The organism is Citrobacter sp. Cu096, from assembly GCF_030332285.1.
GTDB lineage: Bacteria > Pseudomonadota > Gammaproteobacteria > Enterobacterales > Enterobacteriaceae > Citrobacter > Citrobacter meridianamericanus.
In genome coordinates, this window is record NZ_JAOWID010000019.1 from 347168 (window position 1) to 365593 (window position 18426).

Consider the following 18426-nt stretch of genomic DNA (forward strand, 5'->3'; position numbering starts at 1 on the left):
CCTAAAAACCAGAAACCTTTGTGATGTTATGTGATAAATATAATAACTAATCAGATAAACCTGTAATTAATTCTCATTATTTAACCTTAGTTAATTACCACCTAAGATATCATCAACATAACTCATTGTATTAAAAGGATTTAATAGTTGAACACAAAATTCTTATCTTTGATCAAGTACAAAGGTAGAGGCGTCTTATCCATTTCGATGTAATATTAAATGGGTATGTTAATGCAACATATGAGACATTTTCGTTACTAAGGGGCGGGCATTGTACCTTATCAACCAGTTGGTCGAATTTAATCCTGATAACAAAAGCCTGGTCAATCGACAGACAGGACGAACAATTCAACTGCAACTCCCTGCCTCGCTCTGTTTTCTCTATTTAATTACTCACGCAAGTGACATTGTTTCTCAGAACACGCTGCTCAAAGTAGGTTGGGGAGAAAGAAACAATGTGACCACAACCAATACTTTTTACCAGGCAATTTTGACGTTGCGCAATGCACTGGCGGATGTCGGATTGCCCCGTGATACCGTCAAAACTATTTCCCGGCGTGGACTCAGATTAAATGAGAATACGCATGTGGAGACGATCACACATTCCCAAATCGAGCCCCCCTTAGCACCATTTATTAAGGAAAACAAGGTTCCAGAGGTAATACCCTCTCCACCGCAAGTAGCAACGTCGACTCCCTGGTGGAACATTTTCTTAACCACCGGAGTGATTATTACTACTCTGATTATCTGGCTGGTGTGGTATCAGACTCGCCCTGTCATGCCGTTTAGTAAATTCGTGTCGGTTTCTATGCAAATTCCCTCACAGGAAAACTGTAAAATTTATTACTCACCGAATGAACACAATCTGGAAAGCTATTTCAGCCTGATGCAATCGCATCCCGATCTTTGTGAAGATAATAAACATGTATTTCTTTCAGGTTACCGTAAGGCACAAAGGATGGTGGCCTTTGTATGCGATAAGGATGCGCGGATAGATGTTCACGCGTTTTGTTCTACTCATTATTACTGGATGCGCGGGAAATGAACAAAATACACAATCTTATCTTGCTGGCGATCGGGGTGGTATTGATGCTGGGTTCAGGAGCCTGGTTATGGTATTCACGCTACGCCGACAGACCGTTGAACTGCGTCGGTAACGTGGAGTGGAACATTGGCAGCAACCGCTTTACCGGTACGGTGTCGTACCGACTGTACGACCATCAGGGACTGGCAACCTTAACCGGAAAACTGTACGGACGTCACGTCACAGGTATTAGCAGAAACATCTATTTTACCTATACCCAGCACCACGACGCGCGCGTGCTGCAGTCGACGCAACTGGTAAAAACCTTCTCGGACTCTGCCGATAAAGACGATATCAACGAGACTTTGCCCAGTTTTTATCGCGAAACCGGACAGCGTCTGAGTCTGGTCATGGAGGAGTATAAAGGGGCGTGGATAGTAGCGACTTCCACTGTTCCTTCGCTGTACTGCCGCAAAAGGTAATGTCATATCCAGATACAAAAAGCGCCCCCTCTCGTTGGAATTCATATATTCCATCATCAACTTACGCGACATGGGTCACTGAATCCTCTAATAACCCATTGCTATTCTTCATCCCGAATCAGGAAACATCCTGAATATCACGATATCTATTGCGTAATAATTAAGCGAAATGGGCGTTTTATTTTGCCCAGAAGACTTCAATCTACGGATGGATATTTAGAGAAGGCGTGGGCAGGGGCGTTTATCTCTCTCGCGAGCAATGTCTGAGGGTTCAGACGTTATCGCATTTCAGGAAACGGTATGTTTCCGGTGTATTTTTGGCGTACATATGAGGGATACGTAATGTTTACTTTTAAAAAGTGCCTGATTGCACTTTCTATAAATTTAGCCGTTGTTTCATCAGGTTTTGCTTGTACGACCCTGCTGGTCGGTAATGAAGCATCAGCGGACGGCTCCATGCTGGTAGCACGTAGCGCTGACAGCGATGCCCTGAAAGCGCAGCATTTTGTCATTCACCCGGCAAAACAGAATCAGACCGGGGTATACAGCACCAAAGCACATAACGGCGCGAATGACTTTACCTGGCCGCTACCCAAAAACTCGCTGCGTTATACCACTGTTCCAAACTGGAAAACCCAGTTGCACGGCGCGACCGGATTTAACGAACTGGGCGTCGGTGTGAGCGGTACAGAATCTATTTTTGCCTCACCAAAAGCGCTGGCCGCCGACCCGTATGTTGAGGATAAGGGGATTACCGAAGACGATATCCCGGATATTCTGCTGTCGCAAAGTAAAACCGCGCGTGAAGCCGTGGCGCTGCTGGGCCATATCGTTGAGACCGTCGGTGCGGGTGAAGGCTTTGGCGTTGCCGTCGTCGATGATAACGAGATCTGGTACCTCGAAACCGGCAGCGGCCACCAGTGGATGGCACAACGCCTGCCGAATAACCAGTATTTTGCCACCGGCAATCAGGGCCGTTTACAGGATTACGATCCGAAAAACCCTGACATGATGGCGTCAAAAAACCTGATTCAATTTGCGACCGAAAAAGGTCTGTACGAACCTGCAAAAGACGGTAAATTCAACTTCTCCAAAGCCTATACCCGTGATGACGAACGTGACCGTACGTATAACGACCCTCGCGTATGGACCATCCAGAAAGAGTTCAATCCTTCCGTAAACCAGGATATGGCCAAAGGACGTGAATTCCCGGTCTTCATGACGCCAGAGAAGAAAATGACGCTGGACGATGTGAAGGCCGTACTGCGTAACCATTACGAAGGCACCAGCCATGATCCCTACACCAACGGTCTGAACGGTAAAGAGCCATGGCGTCCGATCAGCGTCTTCCGCACCTATGAGGCGCACGTTATGCAGGTTCGCCCGTGGTTGCCAAAAGAAATTGGTGAAACGACCTATATTGGTCTGGGTATGGCCGACCTCACCGCCTTTGTTCCGTACTACAGCGGCCTGAAAGCGTATCCGGCTAATTACACGATGGGTAGCGATAAAGCGGACGATCAATCCATTTACTGGAAATACCGTAAATTACAGACGCTGACCATGACCGATTATCCGAAGCTCGCGCCAATCGTCAAAAAGGCCTACAAAGCGTGGGAAGACAAAGTAGCGAAGGAGCAAAAAGAGGTCGAAGCAGAGTATCTGAAGATGGCGAAAACCGATAAACCTGCCGCCGATAAGATGCTGAATGACTTCAACCTTCGCATCATGGCTGACGCCGAGAAGCTGACGGAAGATCTGACTAATCAGCTGTTTACCATCCGCACTAAAGACATTCAGTCTGATATTTTCTTTGCCAACGCAGCGAAAAAAGACTGAGTAACAACACGATAATATCCTGGCACAAAGTCAACATCAGAACTTTGTGCCAGCAGTATACTTACATTTCTTTCCAGGGTAGTTGATCAAGAACCGGGCTTCTAAGATGCGAGTTGGCCCAGCAGGCGGCCTGTGTTCGGTTATTCACAGAGATTTTTTTAAAAATATTATAAATATGCGTTCTCACTGTATTTTCACTGATAAAAAATGCGTTAGCAATTTCAATATTTGATGCCCCTTTCGACAACTCAGTCAGAACTTCATATTCTCTTTCGGTTAAACCTCCGTTGTCACTATCGGATGGTGTGAGGTTTATATTTTTTTGCGGCGGTGACAGTGAGCGTGGTGGACGAGAGGTTTTACGCCCCTCTTTAAGAAGCGTTAATAAATGTTCAATAGAGCAATTATTTGGTACGATTGACTCAAAATTTGGCCATAGCATGTTCTCATAGAGCGGGAGCGAACGCAGGCAATTAATAATATAAACACGCAAACCACATGCGCTTTCATTAAGTAATTTTGACCAGATATTTTTTAATTTACGACTAGATGCCTGAATATCATAGAGGATGATACTTTCCTCAGCGATAAAAGACATATCCGGTCTGCTAATGTTAACAAAATCAACCAGTATATCGCTTTGCTTATTGAGATAATCCAGCAACAGCTGCGTCTGTATTGATTGGTTACTAATCAGTATTATCTTACTGTCCATGTTAAGCATATGTGGCCTTCATTCAAATGAGGATTGACAATATTCCCTATTGTTATTGCATGGAAAACCAATAACAAGTCATTACTTAAGATTAAAGATAATCTGATTGAATTATGGAAATTTAGCTAATTGTGCAATACGATCATTCGCTTTTTCCGAATACAAAGTTCGATTTTTGTTTGCGACTTTTTGAAAATTTCAAAAGTGACAACTTAACATATTGTATTTTATATGTTTTAACATCACCCGTTGAGTTAAGAAGTATCTTAACCTCAATCATCTTACAGATGATAACAATTCATTAAGGCTCATATTTAACGATCATTGTTAATATCATAGGATGAGTGAAATACGTCCAATCTACGATGTACAACAATAATTTATCTAACATAATTGATAGCGGGCGACAGCCTTATAGGGCGCAAGACAAAATGTGCCCGGACAATGTTACTGATAATAGGGACGATCTATCTCTCAATGAGGAACGCATTATGAGTAAACTATCAATTATTACTTTAATTAGCTGTGCCATCGTAATTCCTTCCGCCATGGCAGATTTCGGACATGGCCCTAACCCGGATCCAAAAGGGAAAGTTAACTTCACCGGTCACGTTTATGCCAATTCGTGCATAATTGAAACCGGAGATCAAGATAAACAGGTAAAATTAAACCCGGTTCTCAATACATTAGTTAACAAATCTCATGCAACACAACTCCAATCATTTAGTATTAGAGTGAAAAATTGTTATATTAATGAAAACGCAACTCCAAAGTTATCCTGGAATGGTAATTCCCATTTAACTAAAGAGGGATATCTCAAAAATATGACAAGTAGTGGAGACAAAAATGTAGCGCTAGTTATCACGGATAATAAACAAAACAGTATTGATCTGAATAAAAACAGCAACCGATTTGGTCCTGAGGAAGGTTATCTCCGACATGAAAATGGTAGCCCAATTTTAACTTATAAATTCAATGTAGGTTACATTATATCGAAAGATAATAATTCATCATACGTTAAGCCGGGTCCTGTAAGCGCCCAGGCAAACTATAGCATTACTTATCTCTAAATACACAATGCTATAGCCTTCTGCGCTATAGCATTTATTTTAATAGAGGTCTCATGAAAATCTTTATTTATTTATTAGCTCTATTTTCGCTCTCGACTGCGCACGCAAACAATATCATTGTTAATGGTACCCGATTTATTTACGCTGAGGATTCTGCGGAAATAACGATACAAATGACCAATACAGGAAAATCCCCTTCGCTGGCCCAGATATGGTTAGATGAAGGAGACCCAGAAAAATTACCAGAAGAAATTACCACTCCATTTATTATTTCCCCGCCCATTGCTCGCATTGACGCAGGTAATGGGCAATCACTCAGAATAAAAAAAGTCGCTGATAAACATATTGTCGCTACTGACAGAGAGTCTATGTGGTGGCTAAACATACTGGACATTCCTGCCGTGGATAAGAATAACATCACGGAAAATTCAGCCATGCTCAATTTGGCTATTCGCTCGCGCTTCAAATTTTTCTGGCGACCCAGTGGGTTAGGTGACCGTCAGAATGCGGAAAGCAAGGTACAAATTCTGGCAAACCAACGAGACATAACACTGGTAAACCCTACCCCGTTCTTCATCACTGTTGCAGATGTTGTGACGTCATCAGGCCATGGACTCATAAACGAGGGTGTCATGATCGCCCCGAAAAGCAAAACCACTCTCAGTGCAAAACAACAAATTAGCCGGGGCGAGTCTGTTGTTTTACAAGCAATTACTGATTACGGCGGAATTGTGGAACACAAAACAACCGTTAATTAATAAAAAGGGATAAAAGGAATTAACAATGGGTTTATGTAAAAGGATCCTCACCATACCCTGTTTCGTTATTTTTCATGGTTCATTATTTTCAGTTGGACTTCACGCAGAAGACAGGTCTCGCTACGAGTTTGATAATGCCATCTTGATGGGCAATGCTTCGCTTAACGATTTACAATCATTCAATGCCGCTGGTTTATTACCAGGAACATATATTGTAGATATTTATATTAATGATAGTTGGCGCGGACGTCGTGAGCTCTCATTCAAAAAAGATAATCACGGAGAGTTAGTCAGTTGTTACTCTGAAGCCTTCCTCACAGGTATGGGTATTAACCCAGGGAAAATGAATCAAACGCTGGCACACCAACCAAAGGAGTGCCAACGTCTGGCTGATTGGGATACCAGCGGTAAAACAACTGAGAAGCTCAATACCAGCCAACTTGAACTGCACATCACCGTCCCCCAGGCCTATCTCGACAATATAGAAACTAATTATATCCAACCTGAATTATGGCAACCGGGAGTTCCGGCGATTAATTTCGGCTACAACGCAGATTATTACAGTACTCAGCAACGCGGTAGCAATCGCTCAAGTACGGACAGCGCCTGGCTGGGAATGGATATCCGCAGCTCCGCTGGCGGGTGGCTAATTGAACATTTTGGTAGCCAAAATTGGGACAGCAAAATGGGCAGCCATTACACGAATAATCGTACAACGCTAAAGCGGCCAATCACTAGTTGGAAATCCATGTTCAGCGCTGGCAAGTTCTATACTGACAGCCAGATGTTCGACAGTATTGCTATTCTTGGGATGGGGTTGGCTTCTGAGGATTTAATGCGCCCGGACAGCACGCTAAATTGGGCGCCAATCATTCGTGGCGTAGCAGAGACCAACGCCCGCATCACCGTTACCCAGGATGGCCAAACTATTCATCAGTCTTCGGTTCCAGCTGGGCCATTCTCGATTGAATCAGTGTTGCCCGCGAATACTGGCGGCGAATTGCTGGTCACGATTCAGGAATCAGACGGACGTATCCGCCGTTTTACCGTTCCATACTCTTCAGTACCACAACTACTAAAACCCGGCGTTTCGCGCTATGGCATCACCCTTGGGACCGTCAATGAAGATAATTATGATAAAGATCCGTTTGCCGCACAGGCCTACTGGCAGTATGGCCTGAACAACTATTTAACGTTGTATACGGGGGCATCCGGATTCGAGCGCTATCAGTCAGCCCTCATCGGTAGCGGGCTCAATTCCCAGCTTGGCGCATTCGCCCTTGATGTCACCCAATCTCGCCTGAATCTTGAGGACGATCGCCAGCAAGGACAACAATATCGTCTGACATGGAATCGAACTCTCCCTTGGTCAGAAACCTCGCTCTGGCTGGAAGCTAAATACAGTTCACATCACTTTTACGGTCAACGCGATGCGCTGGATGCCCTGGATACACAAGCATCCGTCAACCAATACCTCTCATTACGCGAAAAGCAGTCGTTTAGCGCCAGTATTAATCAGCCGTTATCCGACACCTGGGGCTCATTCTATTTATCTGGCTCTCTTAAGAAATTCTGGGATCAACAGGATAACTATCGCCAGTATGCCGTGGGTTATACCAATGCCTGGGGCAACTTGACCTGGAGCATATCCGCCCAGCGTTTCTGGAATGAGGATCAACAGGGCTCCGTCACCAAAGACGACCAAATCATGCTCTCATTCAGCTATTTCCTGCCCCGGGATAACGCCGGTTTTACACAAATCTCCTCTGATAGCTACAGCAATAACGGCAAAGCGAGCAATACACGCCTCGGCTTCACGACGTCGTCTGATGAAGAAAATAATATCGTTTGGGGCGTAAATACTGGCTATGCCCGTGGTGGTGATGTGGAATGGGGGACAAACGGCATGATACGTACGCCTTATACCTCTCTGAGCGGAACGTGGAGCCAGAGCAACTCATGGCACCAGGTCAGCGGGGGAATGAGTGGAATGCTGGTTGGCCACTCGGGGGGAATAACGTTCTCTCCAGAGCGCTCAGATACCGTCGCATTAGTCCATGCGCCTGATGCGCATGGCGCGCATCTTGATGGTGTGCCTGGAACCCGCTTCGATAAAAATGGCTACGCTATTCTGCCCTGGCTTCGTCCATGGCGCGTAAACGACGTCACTATCGATCCAAAAGGTTCAACTGAAGGCCTGAATTTTACCAAAACCCAGGCCAAGATTGCGCCGTATGAAGGTAATGTCATTCCAGTCACTTTTGAAACGATACTAAGAAAACAGAATATTATTTATCCTCGTCTGCAGGGTCAGCAGAAAATGCCATTCGGCGCCATCATCCGCGACAAAGCTAATAATCATGTCGGCTACGTTGGGCAAGGTGGTGCGCTTTATATTGATGAAACTACCTCACCAGAAGTGTTCGTTTCACTGGAAACGGGGAAATGCACGATCGTGTTAAAAAATCAGGAGGCCACATGTCAATAATACGTGTCGTTCTAATTCTGGGGTGTGTAATGGGCATTCATCAGACAGCCAGTGCTGCATGTACCCTGAACACACAAAAGATTATCTTGTCACCGGAAATCGTTAACGATAAACAGTCAATCCAGTCCGGAGGGGTTATTCAGACGCGCACACTTTCCCTACAGAATATTCAGTCGTCAGGTTGTAATGACAGCCATCCTTTTTCTGCCCAGATTATTGGGGATCTGTCCGCAATGAAACAGCCCGGTATTATGCGTAGCAATGTGAGCGGTATTGGCATTAAAGTCACCCTGGAAACCTCAACCGGACGAAAGATCCAGTGGCCATCAGATTTTAAAGCGACGGCAGATGAGTTCAGAAACAGCAAAATTAATATTGAGCTAATCAAGCTGGATAATCAGCTTGCGGCCGGGCCTGCTGCGGGTGCGATCAACCTGCAAATCAGAAGTGCCACTCAATCGTTGCCCGTGATGGATATTATTGTGCCGGCAAAATATATTACTATGCTCAACCGGTCATGCACGATCAAAGGTAACCGTACAATCAACGTAAAACTCCCCAGTGTAGCACTTGAGCAGTTTAGCGGCCCTGGCAGCACTGCAGGAAGAAAACCATTTACTATCGACCTTTTTTGTAAAAGTGATTTTACAACACCTTCTCAGATTATTCTAAGCTGGAGCGGCATAGAGAATAATCACAGCAGTAATAGTGGTGTTCTACAGAATATCCACCCCAAAGGTGCGGTTGGCATAGGTATTCAGGTTTTGGATCAACAACAAAGAGTTATCAACTTAAAAAATACCACGTATATCCATTTAGCGCATCAGAATAATGGAAACCACTCTATCCCGTTTTATGCACAATATTATCAAACAACTAACAAAGTTAGTCCTGGAATTGTGCGCTCAGTCTTGTATTTCAATGCTGAATACCAATAATCGTTCCTAATTTAGGCGTACTGCGAAGTCTTTGCTCCACGTAAGTGGAGCTTTTTTACATTACATATCAATGGGAATGTAATGTTCACAGGTAATTGTTTTATTGTTAATATCTTCTTGATTATATTTAAATATTTCAATATCATAACCTGTTTTTCTTTTTAATTTACTCTCTGGCAGTATTTTCAAATAAATATATCTTGAATAGAATGGATAGTCCTTTTTCTTAAACCGGAATGAAAAACAGGCATAAACCCCCGAAGGACAGTCATAACGATTATAGATATTTGGCGAATGATGCGTTTTATTGCCAATGATACTCTTTACTTTCAATCGCATCATTGAGTTTGGATTGGAAGAGAAATCGGTTAATGCCCACACATTTTGTTTTGAACTGGTAAGTTGCTCAAATATCAAATTTAATCGATGCAGATGCGAATCACTGGCGGGTGGGATTGGTGTATCATAGTTATACTGAAATCCGTAAACGGTATCAGCAGGCAAGGTACGAAGTTGTAATTCGCTGACAACAACATCACAGCGCTGTACAAATGATAGTAATGGTGCGAGATCCCAACTGGAATTTTTCCGATATTCTGTGGGAGTATAACCTGTTAGTTTTTTAAATTCACGACAGAAAGATTGCTGGGAATCGAATCCTACCCGCACTGAAATATCAATAATATCCATATGGGTAAGACGTAACAAGTTTGCCGCTTTGGTTACGCGTCGCTTACGAATATACAGCCCCACGGGCATATTAATTCGTTGTTTTAAAACACTCTGAATATGCCTTCGACTATATCCAGAAAACCGTGAAATATCATCAATATCGATGCCCGAAACAAAATTATCTTCTATATAATACAACACATCATTTATAGTCTTTGACTTCAATGTCCCCTCTCCTACCCAATAACAATAAAAACCGTAATAACAAAAAGCGTCAGTCCATTTAACAATTAGGTAAAGAAATAATTATATAGCAGAGTGCTTATTTCTTATATCGTAGCAACAGCATGTCGTCAAATCTATTTTGATAAATATACAATTCATTTAACCAATGACCGGGAATTTATTAACCAGCATATTATAAATGCCTCATTAATTAAAAGAATAATATTTATCTAGGTTACTATAATCAACAGTAATTAGCATTAAACTGATCGGAGTTCCGATCAGTTTAATGCTAAAAATAGAGAGTAGCTATTATTTATGCGTATAGATAAAAAAATAATACGCCTTCAGTTAGACACTTCCAGGGGAAATGCTCAGCACCTCACACCGTGATTTCACTGCGTCGTGCAGCAAACGGACCGCCGTTGAAAGCTGCTGCCGATGCGGGCAAATCATATTCAGCGGGACTGTCTCTCCCTGATAATCCGGCATCAGCAGTTGTAATCGACCGTCACGAACATCCTCGCTGACATCCAGCCACGACTTGTACGCCACGCCCTCGCCGGCAATCGCCAGGCGCCGGATCACTTCCGCATCATCGCTCATAATGGTGCCGTTAACCTGCACGATGCTGACCTCACCGTTTCGCGTAAACGTCCAACGATCGTGCAGGCGTCCACGTAATACGAAGGTCATGGCGTTAAGCTGCGCCAAGTCCCCCGGACTTTGCGGAGCACCGTTTTGCGTCACCCATTCCGGTGAGGCCACCAGCACGCGTCGGTTTCCAGGTGCAACAGGCAGTGCAACGTAAGACGCGTCCTCGTTGTTGCCATAGCGAAACGCAACATCGACGGGATCTTTAAAGACATCCGTCACCTGGTCGGAGAAAAATATCCGTAGTCGCAGCGCCGGATAGCGGCGTCGAAACGACTGAAACACTGGCAGCAGCAGGTTACGCCCGAGATCGGAAGGTACGGCAATTTGCAGCGTGCCCGAAACTTCATCTTCCGGGGTCTGTATTTTTTGCAGTCCGGCATGCATCACGTCCAGCATCTGGCGGGCATAGGGTAGCCAGACCTCGCCTTCCGGCGTGAGGCGCAGGCTGCGCGTGGAGCGGGCGAACAAACGGATAGCCAACGTCGACTCCAGGCGCTTGATGGCAGAGCTAACCTGAGCAGGCTGAACGCCGACTTCGCGCGCGGCATCGCTAAAACTATTCAGCGCCGCGGCGCGGACAAACAACGTGAGATCTTCAAGCCGGAACATTTTCACTCCCCGAGTATAAGTCCTGTCGCCGTGGAGCTATTTTTCCCGTTCTGCTGCCGCTTTACCATCGAATTATTCAACAGAGATAAGGTTTCTGAACCGGAGAGATTATGAAAGCCATCGCTATTACCCGCGCCGCGACCGACGGCAATAACATTGAATTTTTACAAGAGATTGACCTGCCCGTGCCGGTTGCCGCCGGGCACGATCTGCTGGTTGAAGTGAAGGCCATTTCCGTCAACCCCGTTGATACCAAGGTTCGCGAAGGTTTTAACGCTGATATCCCGCGCGTTCTGGGCTGGGATGCCGTGGGCGTGGTGAAATCCGTCGGTGAAGCAGTCACCCTGTTCTCACCGGGCGATGAAGTCTGGTACGCCGGTGCGCTGGGGCGTGCTGGCAGTAACAGTGAATTTCAGTTGGTTGATGAACGTATTACCGCGCTGAAACCGCAATCACTGGATAACGCTTCTGCGGCGGCGCTGCCGCTGACCGCGATCACCGCCTGGGAAATGCTGTTTGACCGTCTGGGGGTTGAGGAAAACGGCAATGAAAATGATGTGTTACTGATCGTTGGCGCAGCTGGCGGCGTCGGTTCTATCCTGACGCAACTGGCCAGTAAGCTGACCAGAATGACCGTCATCGGCACTGCATCACGTCCGCAAAGCCAGAAATGGGTACGTGATGCAGGCGCTCATCATGTCATTGACCACAGCAAGCCGCTGACGGATGAGCTGTCACGGATAGGGGTTAAGGAAGTGACGCACGTTGCCAGCCTGAACAATACCGAGCAGCATTATCAACAAATTATTGCCGCACTGGCACCACAGGGCAAACTGGCGCTGATTGACGACCCTGAATTCCTCGATGCCCGTCCGCTGAAGGCTAAAAGTATTTCGCTGCACTGGGAATTTATGTTTACCCGTTCGATGTTTACCACTCACGATATCATCGCGCAGCACCAGCTATTAACCCGTGTGGCGCAATTGATCGACGACAACACCCTCCGCACTACGCTGGGCGAGCATTTTGGCGCTATCAACGCGGCGAACCTGCAAAAAGCCCATGCGCAAATTGAAACTGGTCGTTCGGTCGGCAAGATTGTGCTGGAGGGGTTTTAACATGTCTGATTCAGAAGTGATTTCAATTATTGCGGTCTTGAAAGCCAAACCAGGGAAGATCGACGCACTGAAACAAGCGCTGCAGAACCTGCTGTTACCCACTCGCCGGGAGCCGGGCAATATTGAATATGCTCTGTTCCAGTTACGCGACACACCGGATGTATTCTACGTACGCGAATCCTGGCGCGGTCAGGCCAGTCTGGATGAACATATCACTCTGCCACATTTCCAGGCATTTATTCTGCAAATGAACGATCTACTCGCCGAACCGCTACGGCTGGATTATCTGACGCCGATTGCGCCATAAAATAACTGCCGAAGCCTCCCTACTGCGCGAGGGGGGCTGCACCAGTCATGTCTTACTGACTTCGATATCTCTGCTATGATGCCTGCACACAAATAAGACAAAACAACATGCAGAGGCAAAGATGAGTTCCACCAGAAGAGGGATGATGAACGTCCTGATTGCCGCCGTATTGTGGGGAAGTTCGGGCGTGTGTGCGCAGTACATCATGGAGCAAAGTCAGATGTCGTCACAATTTCTGACCATGACGCGCCTGATATTCGCCGGGCTGATTCTGCTGATGCTCTCTTTCGTTCACGGCGATAAAGTCTTCTCCATTATCAAAAACCGCAAAGATGCCATCAGTCTGCTGATTTTTTCCGTAGCCGGAGCGCTCACCGTACAACTCACCTTCCTGCTGACTATTGAAAAATCTAACGCCGCCACGGCAACGGTACTGCAATTTTTGTCACCGACCATTATCGTGGCGTGGTTTTCCGTGGTTCGCAAAGCACGACCGGGAATATTAGTGTTGACCGCGATTTTCACCTCGCTCATTGGCACCTTCTTACTGGTCACCCACGGTAACCCAACGTCGCTGTCTATTTCACCTGCCGCGCTGTTCTGGGGAATTGCTTCGGCGTTTGCCGCCGCGTTCTACACCACTTACCCCTCTACGCTTATCGCGCGCTACGGTACGCTGCCGATCGTCGGCTGGAGCATGTTGATAGGTGGCCTGATCCTGCTCCCGTTCTATGCCGGAGAGGGAACAAACTTCGTGGTTAATGGCAGTTTAATTCTGGCGTTTTTCTATCTGGTGGTCATCGGCACGTCACTCACGTTTAGCCTGTACCTGAAAGGCGCGCAGATGATTGGTGGGCCGAAGGCGAGCATTTTAAGCTGCGCGGAACCCTTGAGCAGCGCATTGCTGTCCCTGCTGCTGTTAGGCATTACATTTACCCTGCCTGACTGGCTGGGCACACTTTTGATCCTCTCATCGGTAGTACTGATCTCAATGGACTCACGTCGCCGCGCCAGAGCGGTTTAATCCCAATCGGCGCGGCAACAGGTCACGATTACCAGCCCGGAACCGCGCCGCCGTTAAAGATAGTTTCTGCCGCCTTTGCCACTTCCGGTGACTGATAAGATTGCAGGAATTCCTTCACATTCTCGGCATCTTTATTGTCTTCTCGCGCCACCAGGATGTTCACGTACGGTGAGTTTTTGTCTTCGATAAATACACTGTCATGTACCGGAGAAAGTCCGGTTTGCTGGATGTAGGTGGTACTGATAATCGCTACATCCACTTTCTGATCGTCCAACACGCGCGGCAACTGCGCGCCTTCCAGTTCCATAATTTTCAGATGTCGCGGATTATCAGTAATATCCAGCGCTGTGGGTAGCAAGCCTGTATTTGCTTTCAGCGTAATTAACTTCTCTTTTTGCAGCAGCAACAGCGCCCGCCCGAGGTTAGTAGGATCGTTAGGTATCGCAATCGTCGCACCATCTTTAAGCTCCGCAATGGTTTTGATTTTCTTCGAATAACCGGCCATCGGGAACACAAAGGTATTGCCCACCGCAACCAGCTTATAGTCGTGTGCTTTATTATCTTGTTCGAGGAACGGACGATGCTGGAAGACGTTGGCATCCAGCTCACCCTGATTGGTGGCATCGTTGGGCAGCAAAGAACCGCTAAACCCAATTAACTCCACCTCCAGGCCATATTTTTCTTTAGCAACTCTCTTCGCGACCTCCGCCACATCCTGCTCTGCGCCGTTAATCACCCCCACTTTGATATGCTTTGCATCACTGCTCTGCTGATCGCATCCTGCCAGCAATAATCCTGCCAGTAATACCGCCGTCCCAGCCCTGAAATAAGGTATCTTCAACTTCACGTTTTATCCTTTAGTAATAACCGCCTGATGAGTAATGAAATGACTATAGCGGCAAGGCCGCTGCGGTTTAAAAAACGAAAAAGCATCAGCAAGAGGAAAAAAGAATAAAGCAGACATATGTACAAAAATGCCCGGTGGCACCTAACGCTTACCGGGCATTTATTGTGTGCCATCCGGCGATAGCAACATCACACCAGGGTTTTGACTATCTCCATCAATCTGGCGACATCTTCAGGCCGGGTATTGCCGATTTGCGAGTCGATAATCGAGCTGTACACATGCGGCATGACCCGCGGTACGCCCGCCTCAAGACAAGTTCGCAGGATAATGCCGAAGTTATCCAGATCGATACCGCCGGTCGGCTCAATCAACGTCATGCCGTTGCGCGCCGCGGTCGTCGCCAGCGCGTAAAGCTCAGGCAACGATTTCTCACCGCCCATCGGGAAGAACTTCGCCGCATGCGCGCCAGAGTCCAGCATCATGCGCACTGCCGCATCACAAGAAACGCGGGCCGGCGTACCCCGACTGCTGCTGACGCCGGTGGAGATCAGCACCTCGCCAGGCGTTCCGGTCGGGCTGACCAGGGCGTTGATGTGGGTCTGCTCGCCACCCGTTGCAGCCAGCGCGCCTGCCGCAAAACCACAACCGGTAAAGGTCTGGTTGACGTGTGCCGGATGGACCTGTGAGGCAATCATTGCCGCTTTGTAATACTGCGCCGGATCGCCCGCCCCCAGCCCTACGGAAATTGACGGCACTTCAGCCATCCAGCGCTTCACTTCCACAACGCCTTCCTCAACCGAGGCAAACTGCGCGGAAAGGATGCCGATCGCCGCATGGCCTTCGGCGGCGTCATAGATTTCCCGGGCGTTGGCGATATCTTTTGCCAGCACGTTAATGGCCACTTTATTACGATAAAAATTAATGTGCTGCATGTTCTGCAATCTCCTTTAATCGCGCCACGATCAGCGCCATTTCCCCTTCTGCGACCGTACGCGGGTCGAGACTAAAGACACCCTGGTGAAGGTTATAACGACGCGCGTAAATCGCGATATCGCCCCCGCGCAGCTGTGCTTCTACGGCGTAGGCATCCAGCCCCAACTCCTGTGCATTAACCTGAATACGAACCCGCCAGATGGCGCGCCCGGCTTCGTCCTGCTCAATATCCGCCTTCAATCCGTGAATCGCTGAAATCGCCTGCGCCACAGGTTGCAGTTCTTCCGCGGTGACCACGGTTTGCCCCTGATGATAGTTTTCCAGGGCATACACCAGCCCGACCATATTCTCTTTGCCGATCTTCATCGCCCGGGCAATACCGTGGTGCTGCGCTTTACACGCGGCTATCCACTGTTTCTTTCCGGTGATAAACCCGGAGGTCGGCGCGTTAAAGGCTTTTGCCCCGCTGTAGATCACCATATCCGCCCCGCTCGCCACCCAGGCGTGTAAGTCTTCCTCGGCGGCGGCATCAACAATCAGCGGCAGGTTGTGAACCTGCGCAACCTGCACGAAGTCCGCAATGTCTAACATACCTTTCTGCACGCAGTGATGAGATTTCACATACAGTAGCGCGGCGGTGTTGTCGGTAATCGCACTCTCCAGCTGCCAGCGGGCCGCCAGATTACTTGAGCCAACCTCCACCACGCGTCCGCCGCCCAGGCGAATCGCACTGGTGATGGGCGCCCCGTAATCCACGTTATGTCCACGCAGCATAACCACTTCATTGGCCATACCTGCGCTATCTGGCATCAACGTGACTCGCGCCTGATCACCGCGGGTAATGGCAGCGGCAACGGCAATCGCAATACCCGCCGAGGCGCACGAAGTAACATAGCTGTCCTCCGCGCCGGTGTAGCGGGAAACCAATTGACCGGTACGGTCCACCAGCCGGTCAATTTCAACAAAGGCCGCAGCTGCCCGCGCGGTGGCTTGCATCACCTCCGGCGCGACGCTGGAAACGCCAAGAATCGTCATCTTGCCGCAGGCGTTAATCACCTGTTTTAGCCCCAGTTGTTGATAGATATTCTGTGTCATGGCTTACAACACTCCCAGCAGCGAACAGACCACGCTGAGCGCGACAATTGACAGCAAAATCGTGGTGTAACGCGGCCCTTTCTTCACCAGATAGAAGTAAATAGCGAACACCGCCGCCAGCGGCAACAGGCCGGGGGCAATAGAGTCGAGGATTTGCTGGACCACCACTTCAGAGCCTTTCAGGGCACTGAGTTTTAACGGTGTGGTGATCTTGACGTAGCTTGCCGACAGCGCGCCCATCATGATCAGGCCCAACACGTTCGCGCCGTAGATCAGTTCCTTAATTCGCCCTCCCTGCAGCAGACCGATAATCGAGTCACGCCCCAGCGTGTACCCTTTGTGCACCATACCGTAGCTGATTGCTAACGTAATGGCCGGGTAGAGGATTAACGGTACAATTCCGCCCATCGCACTGCCATTGGCGGCAAATGGGATGAAAATGGCAATTAACAGCGGCATCACGGCGGCCCAGATGATCGAATCTCCCATCCCGGCCAGCGGCCCCATCAAACCCGTTTTTATCCCGGTGATGGATGCGTCGCTGATCGGCTCACCGCGCGTTTTTTGCTCCTCCATCGCAATGGAGATCCCCTGAATTACCGCCCCGAACGTCTGCTCTGAGTTGAAGAAGTTCAGATGGCGTTTCAGCGCTTCTACCTGTTCCTCTTTTTGCGGGTAAAGCTTTTTGATGATCGGCGTCATCGAGGCGCAGAAAATCAGGCTTTGCAAACGCTCATAGGAGCTGGAAACTTCCGCGCCCAGCCAGTAGATAAACCAGGCTTTGGTGATATCGGCTTTGGTCAGCGTGCCGCTTTCACGCGCACGCTCCACCAGTTCGTGTTGCATTACGTCGCTGCTCATCATGCTGCTCCTTCATTTTTTGCCAGACCTTTAATCAGGAAGGCCACGCAGGTTCCAAAGATTGCCATCGCCATGATGTCCACCTTCAGGTACAGCACCGCGAAGAATCCGCCGATAAACCACGGCAGCAAGCTCTTTTTACCGATCACCATAATGGTGATGGCGAAGCCCAGCGCTGGCAGAATGCCGCCCATAATTTCAAAAGAGTGCGTCAGCCAGTGCGGCATCAGCTTAAGGAAGCTTTCCACCACGTCCTGACCAAAATAGTTGGCGGCAAAAACCACCGGGAAACGTAGTACCAGGCCAAGCAACGCCGGGTAGAGGAACGCACAGCGCATAATGCCCGCCATGTTGGCCGTTTCCGCATGCTTGTCGGCCATATGCACCCAGGCCGCGTTTAACGTGCGGCGTAGCTGGTCGAGGAACACGCCGATGACGCCAAACGGGATCGCCAGCGCGATAGCCAGGTTCGGGTCCATTCCGGCCTTCACGGCGATAGGAATTGAAATACAGGCGGCCAGCGCCGGATCCGACGGGACGTTACCGCCCGGCGTGGAGGTCACGCCGAGGTAAACCAGCTGCATACCTGCGCCAATGATCATCGCCGTTTCCATATTGCCTAACAGCAGGCCAACGAATACGGCAATGACCACCGGTTGCAGCAGCATAGCGGAGAAGGTGTAGCCAAGGCGTAAGCGGGCAAACCAGTAATACAACCCCATCAGGCTTGCAAAGACTAAAGTATCCATAATTAGTTACCCTGT

The 18426-nt window shown here is 48.2% G+C and carries 18 protein-coding genes; 10 read left to right on the forward strand and 8 right to left on the reverse strand.

What is annotated here, in order from left to right; genetic code table 11:
* Nucleotides 1-271: 271 nt before the first annotated feature.
* From OGX99_RS05720 to OGX99_RS05730, 3 genes are all read left to right on the forward strand, one after another.
* Nucleotides 272-1045, forward strand: coding sequence for a winged helix-turn-helix domain-containing protein (locus OGX99_RS05720; RefSeq protein ID WP_151224017.1), 774 nt, complete (start codon nt 272-274; stop codon nt 1043-1045).
* Nucleotides 1042-1506 (forward strand): YqeJ family protein, encoded by a 465-nt coding sequence (locus OGX99_RS05725; protein WP_151217068.1) that lies wholly within the window; start codon nt 1042-1044, stop codon nt 1504-1506. Before OGX99_RS05720 ends, OGX99_RS05725 begins: the two co-directional genes overlap by 4 nt.
* 342 nt (nt 1507-1848) lie before the next feature.
* Nucleotides 1849-3345, forward strand: coding sequence for a C69 family dipeptidase (locus OGX99_RS05730; RefSeq protein ID WP_187253895.1), 1497 nt, complete (start codon nt 1849-1851; stop codon nt 3343-3345).
* Between the two features lie 61 nt (nt 3346-3406).
* On the opposite strand, the gene OGX99_RS05735 is transcribed toward OGX99_RS05730, so the two are convergent.
* Nucleotides 3407-4069 carry a LuxR C-terminal-related transcriptional regulator gene (locus OGX99_RS05735; protein ID WP_286542936.1) on the reverse strand — a complete coding sequence of 221 codons (663 nt, stop codon included), beginning with the start codon at nt 4067-4069 and terminating at the stop codon, nt 3407-3409.
* A 482-nt stretch (nt 4070-4551) separates the two neighbouring features.
* Between OGX99_RS05735 and OGX99_RS05740 the strand changes: the two genes are divergently transcribed.
* From OGX99_RS05740 to OGX99_RS05755, 4 genes are read left to right on the forward strand one after another with little or no spacing between them, the layout of a single operon-like run.
* Nucleotides 4552-5130, forward strand: coding sequence for a fimbrial protein (locus tag OGX99_RS05740; protein WP_286542938.1), 579 nt, complete (start codon nt 4552-4554; stop codon nt 5128-5130).
* Nucleotides 5131-5183: 53 nt separating this feature from the next.
* A complete protein-coding gene (locus OGX99_RS05745) occupies nt 5184-5888 on the forward strand; it encodes a fimbrial biogenesis chaperone (protein ID WP_187253898.1) in 705 nt (234 codons plus the stop codon).
* Between the two features lie 25 nt (nt 5889-5913).
* Nucleotides 5914-8376, forward strand: coding sequence for a fimbria/pilus outer membrane usher protein (locus tag OGX99_RS05750; RefSeq protein WP_210904088.1), 2463 nt, complete (start codon nt 5914-5916; stop codon nt 8374-8376).
* Nucleotides 8367-9314: a fimbrial protein gene (locus tag OGX99_RS05755; RefSeq protein WP_151224019.1), complete on the forward strand. Its 948-nt coding sequence runs from the start codon at nt 8367-8369 to the stop codon at nt 9312-9314. The genes OGX99_RS05750 and OGX99_RS05755 overlap by 10 nt, the downstream gene beginning before the upstream one ends.
* 60 nt (nt 9315-9374) lie before the next feature.
* Here OGX99_RS05755 and OGX99_RS05760 read toward each other — a convergent pair whose 3' ends face one another.
* Nucleotides 9375-10211: a helix-turn-helix domain-containing protein gene (locus OGX99_RS05760; RefSeq protein ID WP_151224020.1), complete on the reverse strand. Its 837-nt coding sequence runs from the start codon at nt 10209-10211 to the stop codon at nt 9375-9377.
* Nucleotides 10212-10562: 351 nt separating this feature from the next.
* Complete coding sequence (locus tag OGX99_RS05765) at nt 10563-11477, reverse strand: LysR family transcriptional regulator (protein ID WP_151217076.1); 915 nt, start codon at nt 11475-11477, stop codon at nt 10563-10565.
* 110 nt (nt 11478-11587) lie between these two features.
* Between OGX99_RS05765 and OGX99_RS05770 the strand changes: the two genes are divergently transcribed.
* The 3 genes from OGX99_RS05770 to OGX99_RS05780 all read left to right on the forward strand — a co-directional run bounded on the left by OGX99_RS05770 (nt 11588) and on the right by OGX99_RS05780 (nt 13926).
* The gene (locus OGX99_RS05770; protein WP_151224022.1) at nt 11588-12595 is read left to right on the forward strand and encodes a zinc-binding alcohol dehydrogenase family protein; all 1008 of its coding nucleotides are present in this window, start codon (nt 11588-11590) and stop codon (nt 12593-12595) included.
* Nucleotide 12596: 1 nt separating this feature from the next.
* On the forward strand, nt 12597-12902 hold the full coding sequence (locus tag OGX99_RS05775) for a putative quinol monooxygenase (RefSeq protein ID WP_151217080.1): 306 nt from the start codon (nt 12597-12599) through the stop codon (nt 12900-12902).
* Between the two features lie 121 nt (nt 12903-13023).
* On the forward strand, nt 13024-13926 hold the full coding sequence (locus OGX99_RS05780; RefSeq protein WP_187253902.1) for a carboxylate/amino acid/amine transporter: 903 nt from the start codon (nt 13024-13026) through the stop codon (nt 13924-13926).
* Nucleotides 13927-13954: 28 nt separating this feature from the next.
* Here the strand turns inward: OGX99_RS05780 and nlpA are convergent, their stop codons facing one another.
* The 5 genes from nlpA to OGX99_RS05805 all read right to left on the reverse strand — a co-directional run bounded on the left by nlpA (nt 13955) and on the right by OGX99_RS05805 (nt 18411).
* Nucleotides 13955-14773 carry a lipoprotein NlpA gene (nlpA, locus tag OGX99_RS05785; RefSeq protein WP_278238215.1) on the reverse strand — a complete coding sequence of 273 codons (819 nt, stop codon included), beginning with the start codon at nt 14771-14773 and terminating at the stop codon, nt 13955-13957.
* A gap of 188 nt (nt 14774-14961) precedes the next feature.
* Nucleotides 14962-15705: a 2-dehydro-3-deoxy-phosphogluconate aldolase gene (dagF, locus tag OGX99_RS05790; RefSeq protein WP_278238216.1), complete on the reverse strand. Its 744-nt coding sequence runs from the start codon at nt 15703-15705 to the stop codon at nt 14962-14964.
* On the reverse strand, nt 15692-16801 hold the full coding sequence (gene dgaE, locus OGX99_RS05795; RefSeq protein ID WP_151217085.1) for a D-glucosaminate-6-phosphate ammonia lyase: 1110 nt from the start codon (nt 16799-16801) through the stop codon (nt 15692-15694). The genes dagF and dgaE overlap by 14 nt, the downstream gene beginning before the upstream one ends.
* Before the next feature lie 3 nt (nt 16802-16804).
* A complete protein-coding gene (locus OGX99_RS05800) occupies nt 16805-17665 on the reverse strand; it encodes a PTS system mannose/fructose/sorbose family transporter subunit IID (protein WP_005121522.1) in 861 nt (286 codons plus the stop codon).
* Nucleotides 17662-18411, reverse strand: coding sequence for a PTS mannose/fructose/sorbose/N-acetylgalactosamine transporter subunit IIC (locus OGX99_RS05805; RefSeq protein ID WP_003023960.1), 750 nt, complete (start codon nt 18409-18411; stop codon nt 17662-17664). The genes OGX99_RS05800 and OGX99_RS05805 overlap by 4 nt, the downstream gene beginning before the upstream one ends.
* Nucleotides 18412-18426 lie beyond the last annotated feature (15 nt).